The organism is Phenylobacterium sp. FG114, from assembly GCF_057809855.1.
In genome coordinates this window covers 1-13,643 of sequence record NZ_JBMDKU010000027.1, presented here as the reverse complement: position 1 = coordinate 13,643, position 13,643 = coordinate 1, and the positions used below count along the sequence as shown (strand labels likewise).

Here is a 13,643-nt window from a genome sequence, read left to right as displayed (position 1 = left end):
CTGAAGCGTGGCCGGAAGCTCGCCTCTAACGGCTGTAGCTTTACTAGAGAAAAAGCCCGAATCGCACCTTTTTAGTCAAAAACGCCCTTGACCTCGCCTATTCCGCGACTCACGGTTGTGACGCCCGGCAAAGGCGGGCGGACGCAATCAAGGGTCAGCTGCGATGAAAAACGCCGGTTCTAGCCAAGCTCGGGGGCGCGCTTCGACCGCCCTGGCCCTCCTCGCCGGCGCGGCAGTCTTCCTAGCGGTAAGCCCGGCTTGGGCCGCTGGCGCGGGAACCGCCATGCCCTGGGAAGGCCCACTCGACACCATCATGCAGTCGCTGTCGGGACCGGTCGCCAAGGCCGTCGGCATCATCGCAATCGTCCTCACCGGTCTGGGCTTTGCCTTCGCTGAAGGTGGGTCGGCCCTGCGCAAAGGGATCGGCATTGTCTTCGGTCTGGCGATCGCTTTCACGGCCACAACCTTCATCTCGACCTTCTTCAACATGACCGCCGGGGCGGCGTTCTGATGGCTCGGTCGGACGTCGAGGGGTTTGAGATCGCCTTCCACAGCTCGCTGTCAGAGCCAGTGACGATCGCCGGCGTGCCGCGCATGATCGCTGTGCTCAACGGCACCCTGACCGCCGTCCTGGCCCTGGGCCTGCAGGTCCCTCTCATCGGGATTCCGCTCGGCCTCGCCATTCACGGCGCCTGCTACTGGCTGAACAAGCGCGACCCCTACTTCTTCGACGCGCTCGGCCGCCACATTCGCCAGAAGCCCTACCTGGACGCCTGACATGCGCGCTCGGCCTCACCCCTCCCCGCTTTTGGTCTCCTAGAGGTTCGCTGTGCTGTACCTGCGTGAGTACCGGCCCAAGGCTGATCGCCTATTCGACCACCTTCCCTGGGTAGCCCTCATCGGGCCGGGGCTGGTGCTCAACAAGGACGGCAGCTTTCAGAAGACCCTCGCCTTCCGCGGCCCCGACCTCGCCAGCGCCACGGACGCCGGTCTGGTCGCGACCCGCGCCCAGCTCAACAATGCCTTGCGGCGCTTGGGGTCACGCTGGTGCCTGCACATCGAGGCCGTCCGCGCGCCATCGCAGACCTACCCAACAAGCCAGTTTCCAGACCCCGTTTCGGACCTGGTCGATGAAGAGCGCCGCGAGGGCTTCGAGGCGCAGGAGCGCCACTTCGAGAGCCGTTACTTCCTGACCTTCACCTACCTACCGCCGGAAGAGGCGATCTCGACGGCCGAGAGCCTCCTGCTCGAAAACGCCCCGTCTGGACGTGGCGCCGAGGGGATGTACCGCGCGGCGCTGAGCGACTTCCTCAGCACGGTCCACCAGATCGCCGACATCCTGACCGCGATCATGCCGGAAGTCGCAGAACTGACCGACGATGAGACCCTGACCTATCTGCACAGCTGCATCTCGACCAAGCGCCATACGGTCGCCACGCCTGAGACCCCGGCCTACCTCGACGCCTTCCTAACCGACGACGATTTCCAGGGCGGCCTGCTGCCCCGACTCGGGGGCCAGTACCTGCGCACCCTCTCGGTTCGGGCCTACCCGACCACCTCGTGCCCCGGCCTGCTCGACCGGCTCAATGAGCTGGGCATCAGCTATCGCTGGGTTTGCCGGTATCTGCCGCTGGACAAGGAAGACGCGCGCAAGGCCGTGACCACGGTCCGCAAGCGCTGGTTCGCCAAGCGCAAAGGCGTGATGGCGCTCCTGAAGGAGGCGATCACACGCGAGCCGTCCCTCCTGGAAGACCCGGACGCGGCGGCGAAATCCGTCGACGCCGATGCTGCCCTGGCCATTCTCGGGGGTGACTACGCCTCGATCGGCTACTTCACCCCGACCGTCACCCTGATGGACGCGGATCCAGACCGCCTGGCGAACCGCGTCAGAGAGGTCGAAGGCGCCATCAACCGGGCGGGCTTCGTCTGCAAGGTCGAGGACGTCAACGCTGTCGAGGCCTGGATCGGAAGCCTGCCGGGCCAAGCCTATGCCGATCTGCGTCGGCCCTTGGTGTCGTCGCTGAACCTCTGCGACATGATGCCGATGTCGGCGATCTGGTCTGGCCCGACGATCAACGCCCACTTGTCGGCCGAATGCCAGAAGCGCGGCTATCCTGGCGTACAGCCGGCTCTGTTGGTCACCCGCACTGCCGGCACTACGCCGTTCCGCTTCGACCTGCACCAGGGCGATGTCGGTCACACGATGATCGTTGGGCCGACCGGCTCGGGCAAATCGGTCCTGCTCAACACCCTGGCCATGCAGTGGCTGCGCTATCCGGAAGCTCAGGTCTTCTATTTCGACAAGGGCGCCAGTTCCCGCGCATCGACGCTGCTTGTCGGCGGCCAGTTCTATGTCCTAGGCGGCGACCAGAGCGAGCTGGCCTTCCAGCCGCTGGCGCAAATCGACGCGCCCGACGACCGCGCCTGGGCCCAGGAATGGGTGCAAGACATCGTCGCCGCCGAGGGCGTGCCAATCACGCCGCCGGTAAAGGACGAGATCTGGAGCGGGTTGCGTAATCTCGCCGAGGGGCCGCGCGATCAACGGACCCTCACTCTGCTCGCCGCCACCATCCAGGACCAGGCCGTCAAGGCGGCGCTGACGCCCTACACGCTGAGCGGACCTTACGGCCATCTGCTCGACGCCAACCAGAACGCCCTCAAGCCTGCCGCATGGCAGACCTTCGAGATGGCCGAGCTGATGGCCAGCAAGTCGGCGCTGGCCCCTGTCCTCACCTACATCTTCCGCAGCCTTGAACGTCGCTTCGACGGTCGGCCGACGCTGCTGGTGCTCGATGAGGCTTGGCTCTTCCTCGACCAAGGCGCCTTCGCGGCCAAGATCCGCGAGTGGCTGAAGACGCTGCGCAAGTTCAACGTCGCAGTGGTGTTCGCTACCCAGAGCCTGGCGGATGTCGCCCGGTCGTCGATCGCGCCTGCGCTGATCGAGAGTTGTCCGACCCGCATCTTCTTGCCCAATCCGGACGCGCAGACGCCGCAGATCACGGCGCTCTATCAGGACTTCGGCCTGAACCCGCAGCAGGTCCGGATCATCGCCAACGCCACGCCCAAGCGCGAGTACTACTACCAGGCCACGTCCGGGAACCGGCTGTTCGAGCTGGGCCTGGGCGGCGTGTCCTTGGCCGCCGTGGGCTCGTCGTCGCCCGGCGATCAACAGCTCATCAGCCAGCTCCTCGCGGATCATGATCGTGGCGAGTTCGCCGAGCGGTTCTTCGCGGCCAAGGGCCAGGCGGATGTCGCCCGCTACCTCGGCGACCAGCGGCGCGCCGCCTACCCGAGGGTGGCGTGATGGGCGCACACGACCTCACCTTCGCGCCGGCTCGGCCGCCGATGAGCCCGAGAGCATTCGCGCGCCTGGCGTGGCTGAACCGTCACCTTCCGGGCGCGTGGACGGCCTCGCGCCGGCGTCGCCGGATCCTGTTCCTGGCCCTGGCGGCGCCCGGCTTCCTGGCGGTCTTCGGCACGACCTACCACCACAACTTCTTCGTCATGCTTGGCGGCTTTGTCCTATTCGGCGCGGCCGTCGCCTTTCGGGCGGTCTCCGAACCCCTGTTCGTCCAGGCGACCGGCGACGACCTCTTCCCATCCCCTCATCCCTCGCACCAGAAGGACACTCCCCATGCGTAAGCAGCTCATGGCCGCGGCGGCGATCGTCGCGGTGTCACTGGGATTAGGGCCTCTGCCGCCACAGCCCGCCGCCGCTCAGCAGATCGTCTTCGATCCGCGCGCCGTGGCGCAAGCGGTCCAGCAGGTGCGCCAGGGCCTGTCGCAGATCCAGCAGTTGCAGGCTCAGGTCACCAATCAGGTGGCGATGCTGCAAAAGCTCGGCACGGACGTGACCCAGCCGTTGGCGCAGATCAACGCCCAGGCCAGCCAGCTCATGCAGCAGGCCCAGGCGATCGGCTACAACAGTCAGAATATCGCCGGCCAGTTCCAGCAGCTCTATCCCGCCAGCTTGTCCGGTCAGAGCTTCGCTCAAATCCAACAACGGCTGGCGAGCTGGGAGGCGAACAGCCGGCTGACCCTGCAGGACTCGATGGCTGTGCAGAACCAGCTGGTTAGGTCGCAGGGCACCACGGCCGGCGCTGTCAACGGCGCGGTGGCCGCTTCGCAAGGCGCCGCAGGGCAAACGGCGGCGATCCAGGCGACCAACCAGTTGCTGGCCGCGCTCAGCAGCCAGCTTCAAGGCCTTCAGACCATTCTGATCGCGCAAGCGAGGACGCAGGAGACGATTCTGGCTCAGCAGCAGTCCGGGGCGATCGCGGCCCGAGCTGAGACGGAGCGGGCTACGGCGTACACCAAGACTGGGAGCCGGCTCCCGAACATCTCGGATTTCCAGTGATGCGATCGTTGCTTGTGATCAGCTGTCTCGTTGCAGTGGGCCTCGCGGGCTGCGGAAAGCCCGCCACAGAGCCCAGTCAAACCGATCCGCCAGCCAATGCGAAACCGTGTCCGGACATCAACAATCGTGACCGGAACGACCCATGTTCACCGCTGTACTTCAAGAAGAAGGGCAGCAGCCTTCCCGACAAAAACAGCCTCTAGGCTGGTAGTGCGCCGAGTTCGTCCATGGCCACCGCAGATCCTGCTGCCCTTGATCAATTTATCAGTGCGTTCACCGGCCAGGTGGGCAGTGGCTTCGGAGCCATTGCGGGACCCGTCCAGGGCGTACTGGCGACTTTGGTTGTCATCAGCATCACGATCTCAGCGATCCTTTGGGCGATCGACGAGACGCAGAACATCATGGCTGCACTCGTCAGGAAGATACTCCTGATCGGGTTCTTCGCTTGGCTGGTCACCAACTGGCACTCGCTGACCCTTACTGTCATCAATGGATTTGCAAAGCTAGGCTTGCAGGCCAGCGGTGGCGGCTCGATTGGCGATTTCACGCGGGCGCCGACTAAGGCGGTCGAAGCGGGCCTCTCGGTCGTAATCGACCTCATCAAATACATCGGTGACCTAGCGCAGCAGAACGCTGGCTTCGGGGCGCTCATGCATATCGACATGATCATCGTCGCGGCTGTTGCCGCGATCGGGATCCTATTGGCCTTCATCATTCTGGCGATCGAGATCGCCGTCACGATCATCGAATTCTATATCGTCACCCTAATCGCCTTTGTCGTCGTGCCGTTTGGGGTCCTCTCTCAAACCTCCTTCTTGGCAGAAAAAGCTATCGGCTACGTGGTCTCCGTAGGGTTCAAGTTCATGGCGCTTGCTGTGATCGCGGGCGTCGGGATCAACATCTTCGAGACCTACACATTATCGCCTCAACCGACCGTGGCGGAGGAAGCCGGCCTGCTCTTGTCGGCGATCTTCCTGATGATGCTATCGCTCAAAGTTCCTGCGATCGCCGGCGCCATGATTTCAGGTGGCCCGCAGCTGAATACCGGTGGCGCTCTGATGGGCGCGGCGGGTGTTGCCGCCGGCGCGGCGGGCGTAGGCCTCGCCGCCCGCGCCGCTGGCGGTGCGGTCGCAAGTGGTTGGGCGGCTGGCGGCGATAAGGTCGCTGCGGCGAGGGCCGCGTCAGGGAGCATCAATTCAGGTGGCCCGCGTCCCTCAGGTGGCGGGTCTAGCGGTGGCGGCATGGCGGCCGACTTCGCTAGGGCGCCCGTCTCGACGACGGTCGCCGAAGGGCGAGCGGCCGGCAGCCGCCTCTTCTCCTCCCGCAATCCTAGTGAAGGCGAGACGCCCCCTCCCCCTCCGCCAGAAGCGCCCTCGTCTGGATCCTCCGTCGTTTCGCGCGCCGAGGCCCGCCGTGGCGGCGGACTAGCAGGCGCGGCTCGAGACAGCGCTGCTGCAGCCACCGCTGGCGGCGACGGAAGCGGCCCGGGCCTGAGCGCCACTCCAACCCGCCGCGATGACGAACCTGAAGAGTGACCCCAGTCGAGAGTGCGCCGATGAACCCCTTCAAACGACCGAATGATCGCTATGGAAGCTCCGCCCCAGTCGAGAGCCCCTACCTGCGCGCCTCTCGAGAGTGGGACATGCGGATCGGCTCAGCGGTTGTGCAGGCCAAGAACTGGCGGATGGCGGCGTTCGGCGGGTTGGGGCTCGCGGCCCTGGCGCTGGGCGGCTTCATATATGAGGCCAACAACACCAACATCGCCACTTACGTCGTGCCAATCGACCGCTACGCGCGGCCTGGCCGGATCGAGCTGGCCGGGCGGACCTATGAGCCGACCACGGCCGAGATCGGCTACTTCCTCGCGGACTGGGTGCGACGGACCCGCTCTAAGAGCATCGATCCCATCGTCATTCGCGACAACTGGACCGGGGCCTATCACTTCGTGTCGGGGCCGGCGATTGGGCAGCTCAACGCCTTTGCCAAGGCCAATGACCCCTTTGCCAATGCGGGCACCCAGGCGGTGAACGTCGAGATCGTGTCGGTCCTGCCGCGCAGCCCGCACACCTACCAGATCCAATGGCGCGAGACCCAGTTCAACGCCGGGACGTCCGGAGTGACCGAGGCCTGGACGGGCTTGTTCACCACCAAGGTGGTGGCGCCGAAGAACGAGGCCGAACTGAGGGCCAACCCGCTGGGAATCTACATCACCGAGTTTCAATGGAGTCGTGAGCTATGAGCGCCTTGTCCCCCAGACGGCTTTGCATGGGCGCTGCGGCAGGCCTGCTCGTCGTGCTCGCCGCGTCAGAGAGTCCGTCCGTCGCCCAGGCGGCCGCGCCACGGCCCGCTCCCCCGGCAGCTGTTCGGTCAACGGCCCCGGCGCCTGTGGCTGTGGCCCAGGCCGCGACGCCGCCTCGGCCAACGCCGAGACGCCGAGCGGCGCCGCGCACCTACGCGCGGCCCCAGGCCTTGACGACCGTGCAGTCCGCCAACAGCAGTGCGCGCGACTACCCGAGCGCCGGCGCCTATGTGAACGCGGCCCTCTACTACGACTTCGAGCCTGGGCGGCTTTATACCGTCCACACCAGCCCGCGCTTCCTGACCGCGATCTCCCTGCGCCCGGGCGAAAAGCTGATCTCCAAGGCGGCGGGCGACACTGTGCGCTGGGTCCTCGGCGAGACGGTTCAGGGCTCGGGCGCGACCCAACAGGTCATCGTGATGGTCAAGCCGATCCGCGGGGGCTTGCGCACAAACATCATCCTGACGACCGACCAGCGGACCTACCTGCTCGACGCCGTCAGCTACGAGGGCGACACCTACACCAGCGTCATCAGCTGGAACTATCCGCAGGAAGAGGCCCGCGAGCGGCAGGCCGCCCAAGCGGCCGAGACGCAAGGCGTCGCGGCTTCTGGCCTGGCGGTGGACGCCCTGCACTTCGGCTATCGCATCAAGGCCAACGGCTTTCGCGCACCGCGCTGGCAGCCGGTCCGCGTGTTCGACGACGGCCTGAAGACTTACATCCAGTTTCCGCGCGACATGGCCACGACCGAGGCCCCGCCACTTTTCCTCATCGGTCCTGACAAGCAGGCCCAGCTCGTCAACTACCGCTATCTCGGCGGCTACTATGTCGTGGACCGCCTGATCGACGTCGCGGAGCTGCGGCTCGGCGAAGGCAAGCAGACCGTGGTGCGGATCACCCGCACAGGCGAAGGGGGGCGCTCGTGACCCACCTTCCGCCCGATCCCCCTCTCAACTCTCACCCGCGTAAGGCCGCGCCGGAAAGCGTCCTGGCCGCGCCACGAAATCCAGTCACTCGCTGGAATCGCAAGTACCTGATCGTCGGGGCGACGGGGCTCGCCGGGATCGTGGCGCTAGGCTTCTATCTGGGCTTTGGCGGCGCTCACGCGCCCCAGGCCCGCCCGGAGGCGATGACGGATGCGGCCGACACCGGCCAGGTCCAGACGCCGGCGATCTCCACCAGATATGCGGCGGGCTACGCCGATCCGGCGCTGCAGGCGCAAGCCCTGCCTGGGACCGCGGCCTTGCCGCCGCCGGAAGGGGCGCCCGGTACGCTGCCGGCGGGAACGCCGCCCCCGCCGCCGGCGCCGGCGCAAGTTGATCCTGCCGTTCAGGCGGCGCGTGAGCAGGCGCTGGCGGCACGGACTTCCGGCCCCTTCTTTGGCGGTCAGCCATCAGCCGCGGCCGCGGCGGGGCCTGCCGATCTCGCGGCGCTGGTTCGGCCAATTGCAGCGTCTGCCGGGGGCGCCGGGGAGCCGGCCGCAGCCGAGGTGCAACCCGCCAACGGACAAGCCGCCAAGCGCCAGTTCGCCGCCAACGCCAGGACGGACGACTACCTGACCAATCCCCTGCAGCCCGCTTTGAGCCCTTGGGAGGTGAAGGCCGGCAGCATCATCTCGGCCGCGCTCGTGACGGCCATCAACTCCGACCTGCCGGGCCAGGTGATCGCCCAGGTCACTGAGCCGGTCTACGATCACAGGACCGGGCGAACGGTGTTGATCCCGCAGGGCTCCCGCCTCATCGGCCAGTACGACAGCCAGATCGCCTACGGTCAGAACCGGGCCTTGATCGCTTGGAACCGGATCATCATGCCCGACGGCCGCTCGATCAACATCGGGTCGATGGCCGGCGCCGACCTCTCTGGAGCGGCCGGTCTGCAGGACAAGACCGACGGTCATTTCGGACAGCTGGCGCGCGGCGTCATCCTCTCGACGCTGTTCAGCGTCGGGGCCGCCGCAGCCCAGGACGCCGGCAACAGGAGCTCCGGCGCCCTCGTCATCAACTCGGCGGCCAGCGGGGTGTCTAATTCCGCCCAGCAGGTTGGCCAGCAGATCACCGGGCGCGATCTCAATCGCCAGCCCACCCTGCGCGTCCGGGCCGGTTGGCCCGTCCGCGTGCTTGTCAGCAAGGACATGATCCTCGCCCCGTACCCGTAAGCGTGAGTGTTGCGATGACCCCATCGGCAGAAAAGCTCGGCCTCTTCCTCCCGGAAGGCCTTCACCAGGACATGCTCGACACCGCCGAGCGCCTGAACACCCGCAAGAATCCCAGGGGCTGTGTTCGGCTCATCTATGAGCGCGCCTTCCGCGAGCTGGTCGAAGCGCTCGACGGCGGTGAGGCGGTGACGTTTCCCGCCGTCCGCGGCGCCAAGGACCGGGTCTCTGTCCGGCTCTCGAAGCCGCTTTGTGTCCGGATCCGCCGCCAGACGGACGCCCTCAATCTCAAGCTCACCGATTTCGCTTTCACAGCGATCGACCGCTTCCTGCAAGCCACCCAAGGAGACGCCCATGACGCGCCCCGCCAAGACCGCCCTCGCCCTGGGCAAGATCGATCTCGAGGAGAAGACAACCGATCTGCGTTTGAAGCTGAAGGGCAAGCTCGCCGTTGATCTGGCCGACTATCAGCGCGCCTTCGCTCAAGCGAACGACCAGTCGCTGGAGCTCGACCAGCTGGTCCCTCACATTCTCGCGGCCTTCATCGACGCGGACAAAGGCTTCCAGGCCTGGCGCAAGGCGCAGCCCGCCTCATCATAGTGGTCCTGCCGCCGTATCTCTCAACAGGTGGGGTCGGGGCGTGCGGGCACCACAAGCCCTAGCGCGCTGAGTCGCAGCTTGGCGGACTCGTTTCCGGAAAGACGTCAACCGCCCGAATCGGCCCTTTTTGGCCAAAAGGGTGCAATTCCAAGCCTTTAGGAATCGTCAGACTCACTGAACGCTGTCGTCGACTGAGTCGCGTCGCGGACCCTCCGTGCGCGCTCGGTCGCCCCAGAGGACTTCATCGTGACCTAGACGAGACCCCTAAACGGCGAGAGCCCCCCGTTGGCGCGGGAGGCTCTCGGAAATCGCAGGCGCCGTGTGGTAGCGGCTTGATTTGATCGAGTAAGCCTAAGCGGCGCTTTTTGCGTCGTCAAGGCCTCGAACAGGAGACCTATGGTCTTTTGCCTGCCGGTTTCACGACCGTGAAATGGCCTCGTCCCCGTTAGGAAGGGACGACATGCGAACGGCCTTATCGGGCGACGACTGGCGACCAGGTTTCGCCAAGCGGGCCCCTAACTTTGACGCAGTCTGCGCGCAGGCCCGCGCCTGGCGCTGGCAGCCGGGCGTTTCGGTGGCGCGGATCGCCGCGGCGGTGCTTAAGGGCACGCCCACGCTCACCGTGCAGCAGCGGATGACCCTGCTCCTCTATGTCGAGCATCTGAACCAGGATCGGCTTGAACAGGACGTGGCCACGGTGTGGCCCGGGACCAGTTTGATCGCCGACTATCTCGGCTGCACCGAGAGCAACGCCCGCGCCCACAGGCGTGCGCTGGAAGCTGCCGGCTTCATGGTGCGCGACTACACCCGCGCCAATCGGCCGGCGGGTGTGGAGGCCTATGACCTGGCCCCCCTCGTGGCGCGTCTGGACGAGCTCGAGGCCGCGGATCTCGCCGTCCGCGAAGCTGCTCAGGCCCGGAGGGCCGCCTATTCCGAACCCGTCGTCTTTAGTGAAAGAACTACCGCCCGGGCGCCAAGATTCAGTCACGTAGAACAGTCCCATCAGAACGGCAGTTCTTCTGTACGAGGAAAGGACGCGCCTTCAGCGCGACATCAATCTGATCAGCGGCGGCCTTCGCCCGCCGAGAACGGCGAAGTCCGAAAATCCTCGGGCAAACGCCAAGGCACCGGACAAGACAGCGCCATTTGCTCTCCGGAGGGAGCAAGCGGTTTCTCCAGCGCCTTTTCGGAGGGGTCCGCGCCCGCGGAAATGGTCCGCCAGGAGCTTAGGGCCGCCTTCCAGGTCTCTCCCCGCATCGCTGCGCTGGTGGGACCTGGCGCTGTGGCCGACCCGGCCAGCGTAACGCCTGCCGACCTCGCTCGGGTGGCGGCCGCCGTTGACGATCTACTGCCCGAACGTGAGCGCAACAACGACCAGACCTTCGCCTGGGCCCTGAAGCGGCACGGGGTCCGCGCCATCGCCATGCTGGCGATTGCCATCGAGGATCCCGACGTTCGCAGCCCGTGCAAATATTTCGGCCGGATGGCCTCCTATGAGCCGAAGGGGGCGCCGGACCTGCGGCTCAACTTCGCCCGGGTGCTCAAGGCCAAGGGCGACATTCCGCCGGTTGAACCGCCGCCGCCCTTGATGTCGGCGCCGGGGGTCGACGACCCCGTCTGGCAAAAGATCGCTGAGCCGCTCCGCCGGCTGGTCCGCGAGGGCGCCTATGGCAGCTGGTTCGGCCGGATCGGCTTCCATGGGATCGATGAGGGGGTGCTGACCCTGTCGACGCTCAGCCAGATCGCCGCCGACCGGATCAAGCGCGACTACGTCGACGCGATCCTGCACGCGGCCGAGGTCGCCGAGGTCTATGTCGACCGGGTGATCATCACCCTGCGAAAGGACCGGCGATGATCCGGCGGTTGAGCCTTATGGCGCTGGCCATCGGGTTGGCGGCCGCCGCGCCGGCGCAGGTGACGGGCCCGGCCCGTGTCGTCGATGGCGACAGCTTCAGCGTCGGCGCCGAGAGGGTCCGCCTTTGGGGCGTCGATGCCCCGGAAGGCCGACAGGTCTGCCAGAACGACCAGGGCAAAACCTACGCCTGCGGCGACGTCGCGCGCGGCCAGCTCGTCGGCCTGATCGGCCAGCGGGCGGTGCGCTGTGAGGTGCGCGACCGTGATCCCTATGGCCGGGCGGTTGCTCAGTGCTTGGCCGGATCGACCGATCTGGGCGAGGCGATGGTTCGAGCGGGATGGGCGGTCGATTATGTCCAGTTCAGCCGCGGCGCCTATGCGTCGGCCGAGCTCGAGGCGCGAAGGGCGCGGCGCGGTCTGTGGGCTGGTCGCTTCGAGACCCCTTCGACCTGGCGGGCCGAAGCGCGCCAAGCGCTCCCGGCGCCTGCCGCACCCCCTCAGCCAGTTTGCGTCATCAAGGGCAACATCAACGCCAAGGGCCGGCGGATTTTCCACGTACCGGGCCAGGAGGATTATGCGGTGACCCGCATCGATACGTCGAAGGGGGAGCGCTGGTTTTGTTCCGCGGCAGAGGCGCGGGCGGCGGGCTGGATAGCGGCGGCGCGCTGAGCAGAGCGGCAACGCGGTTAGATATACTTGCGATAGTCGGCGCTCTCGACCTGACCCTCTTTTACGTACTTCAGAACTTCGCCGACGGCCCGAGCGGCCCGGATCGGAATGGGTAGGCGCTGATTCATCTGGGTCGAGTTCCAGTTGATCTTCGTCAGCGACAGGACCTCCTCAGCGATCTGGGTCACCGTGCTGTCACAGCTGCGGTGCGGACAGAGCAGCAAGGGGCGTGGGTCGTAGAGACCGGGATAGGTCCCGTAGTAGGGCATGCTGCCGTTCGTATAGAGCAGTCCCTTTCCGCCGAGGTCGACGAAGGTCCCCCGCAGGACCGGATAATTGCCGTCACGCAGCAATTTCATCGAGTAGGATTCCTGGACCCAAACCAGGTCCCGGAGCTCAGCGCCTGCGTCGCCGAGCGCCCTCAGCATGCCGTCGGCTTCCTCTTCGCGAAACTTCGAGGTCTTCAGCACGATCACCCGCGCCGGGAAGTGCTTGTGGTGCGTCTTGTAAGCCGCGAGGACGTTTGAAATCAGCTCATAGGCGTCGTCCTCCGTCATGTACGGATGTCGACCCCGGCTCTCAGTGTGGGCGCGCTTTCCCTTGAGTACGAACCCGCGTCCCCGCTCGTCGAACATTTGCGCGGCGCTGGTGAACAGCTGCTGGCCGCCGGCCTCGCGATAGAAACTGATCCCGACATAGCAAGAGGTGTATTCTCCCTCGCGGGGCATTCGACGCCAAGGGATGCGCCCGCTCCCCTTGTAGTAGAGGGTCGTGAGCAGGTTCCAACTCCGGCCAGCGGCGTCCTGAATCTTACGGGCGCTGGTCTCCTTGATCTTTCTAGGGATGACGGCCTTTTCGTCGATCACGTCTTCCCAGACGATCTGGATCGGAAAACTGATCCCCATGGCCTTCGCCTTGAGCATTCCGCGAAAATTCGGCGCGTCGGTTCCGCTGCTGTCGTCCTTTTCGAGAGACCCCTTCGAGTCGATCTTGGCGTTCATAACCCGCTCGATCAAAGCCACGGGTAAGGCGACGATGGCGACGTGCGGGCAATCCCCACTTTCCTCGAGCGCACGGAGCTGAGCGACGATCTCATCGACCGCCAGCTCAACCGCTTTCTCGTGGTTGGGCTCTCTCGTGATCTTCTCGATGCGGCTCTGAGACAGCGCCAGGGCGGCGCCTTCGTCAATCTCGAAGCGGCAGCGGTATGGATTGTGGTTGGTGAGACCCGGGAAAGCGGGGTGCAAGTTCGGGTGCTTCTCCGACATGCCTTCAAACCCCGCTGCTGCCGCAGCGAGAAATTTGCGCGTGTCCTCGATCGTCTTGGCGCTGCCGACGACGCCGACCTTGATGACATCGCCGACAAAGGTCTGCAGCGGCCCCGCCTCATAAAGGCCGAGGCGTGGGTCGGGGTGATGGTGCTTGTCGCCGAACTCTAGTTGCGGCTCGTCGAAAATGCGGCTCTCGAACTCCATCACACAAGCATCCTTGTCTGAGTGTCCGCTTCCTCGGCCTTCTTTTTTGGCGAGCCCCAGACATCTTCCGGGACGCGCGTCGCAAGCTGTACCTTCGGGGGATCGGCGAATTTCAAGACTTGTCCGGACGCCTCATCGGTTTCGAAGAGCGCTCCGGCACCGGTTTGCGCCTGGGTGAGCAAGTGACGTGACCCCCGTTTCTCATCCAGTCGTAACGAGAGTCCTGGGTTGATCTGA

The 13,643-nt window shown here is 65.7% G+C and carries 14 protein-coding genes; 12 read left to right on the top strand and 2 right to left on the bottom strand.

Features of this window, described 5'->3' with window-relative positions:
* Window positions 1–163 precede the first annotated feature (163 nt).
* From ACODSY_RS25655 to ACODSY_RS25600, 12 genes are all read left to right on the top strand, one after another.
* Window positions 164–511 carry a TrbC/VirB2 family type IV secretion system protein gene (locus tag ACODSY_RS25655; RefSeq protein WP_488954746.1) on the top strand — a complete coding sequence of 116 codons (348 nt, stop codon included), beginning with the start codon at window positions 164–166 and terminating at the stop codon, window positions 509–511.
* On the top strand, window positions 511–777 hold the full coding sequence (locus ACODSY_RS25650) for a VirB3 family type IV secretion system protein (protein ID WP_293498093.1): 267 nt from the start codon (window positions 511–513) through the stop codon (window positions 775–777). The genes ACODSY_RS25655 and ACODSY_RS25650 overlap by 1 nt, the downstream gene beginning before the upstream one ends.
* Before the next feature lie 52 nt (window positions 778–829).
* A complete protein-coding gene (trbE, locus tag ACODSY_RS25645; RefSeq protein WP_488954745.1) occupies window positions 830–3,304 on the top strand; it encodes a conjugal transfer protein TrbE in 2,475 nt (824 codons plus the stop codon).
* Window positions 3,304–3,642, top strand: a complete 339-nt coding sequence (locus tag ACODSY_RS25640; RefSeq protein WP_488954744.1) for a hypothetical protein — start codon at window positions 3,304–3,306, stop codon at window positions 3,640–3,642. Before trbE ends, ACODSY_RS25640 begins: the two co-directional genes overlap by 1 nt.
* A complete protein-coding gene (locus tag ACODSY_RS25635) occupies window positions 3,635–4,357 on the top strand; it encodes a TrbJ/VirB5 family protein (protein WP_488954743.1) in 723 nt (240 codons plus the stop codon). Before ACODSY_RS25640 ends, ACODSY_RS25635 begins: the two co-directional genes overlap by 8 nt.
* Window positions 4,358–4,584: 227 nt before the next feature.
* The gene (trbL, locus tag ACODSY_RS25630; RefSeq protein WP_488954742.1) at window positions 4,585–5,892 is read left to right on the top strand and encodes a P-type conjugative transfer protein TrbL; all 1,308 of its coding nucleotides are present in this window, start codon (window positions 4,585–4,587) and stop codon (window positions 5,890–5,892) included.
* 20 nt (window positions 5,893–5,912) lie between these two features.
* Window positions 5,913–6,596 (top strand): conjugal transfer protein TrbF, encoded by a 684-nt coding sequence (gene trbF, locus ACODSY_RS25625; RefSeq protein WP_488954741.1) that lies wholly within the window; start codon window positions 5,913–5,915, stop codon window positions 6,594–6,596.
* 239 nt (window positions 6,597–6,835) lie between these two features.
* Complete coding sequence (gene trbG / locus ACODSY_RS25620) at window positions 6,836–7,582, top strand: P-type conjugative transfer protein TrbG (RefSeq protein WP_249357726.1); 747 nt, start codon at window positions 6,836–6,838, stop codon at window positions 7,580–7,582.
* The gene (locus ACODSY_RS25615; protein ID WP_488954740.1) at window positions 7,579–8,811 is read left to right on the top strand and encodes a TraB/TrbI/VirB10 family type IV secretion system protein; all 1,233 of its coding nucleotides are present in this window, start codon (window positions 7,579–7,581) and stop codon (window positions 8,809–8,811) included. The genes trbG and ACODSY_RS25615 overlap by 4 nt, the downstream gene beginning before the upstream one ends.
* Window positions 8,812–9,162: 351 nt before the next feature.
* Window positions 9,163–9,408 carry a DUF2274 domain-containing protein gene (locus ACODSY_RS25610; protein ID WP_137803317.1) on the top strand — a complete coding sequence of 82 codons (246 nt, stop codon included), beginning with the start codon at window positions 9,163–9,165 and terminating at the stop codon, window positions 9,406–9,408.
* 460 nt (window positions 9,409–9,868) lie between these two features.
* A complete protein-coding gene (locus tag ACODSY_RS25605; protein ID WP_488954739.1) occupies window positions 9,869–11,263 on the top strand; it encodes a DnaA N-terminal domain-containing protein in 1,395 nt (464 codons plus the stop codon).
* Window positions 11,260–11,931: a thermonuclease family protein gene (locus ACODSY_RS25600; RefSeq protein WP_488954738.1), complete on the top strand. Its 672-nt coding sequence runs from the start codon at window positions 11,260–11,262 to the stop codon at window positions 11,929–11,931. Before ACODSY_RS25605 ends, ACODSY_RS25600 begins: the two co-directional genes overlap by 4 nt.
* Window positions 11,932–11,948: 17 nt before the next feature.
* Here the strand turns inward: ACODSY_RS25600 and ACODSY_RS25595 are convergent, their stop codons facing one another.
* Window positions 11,949–13,406: an argonaute/piwi family protein gene (locus ACODSY_RS25595; RefSeq protein WP_488954737.1), complete on the bottom strand. Its 1,458-nt coding sequence runs from the start codon at window positions 13,404–13,406 to the stop codon at window positions 11,949–11,951.
* The coding region (locus ACODSY_RS25590) for a hypothetical protein (protein ID WP_488954736.1) at window positions 13,406–13,643 on the bottom strand (238 nt) is incomplete at its 5' end. The genes ACODSY_RS25595 and ACODSY_RS25590, both read right to left, overlap by 1 nt.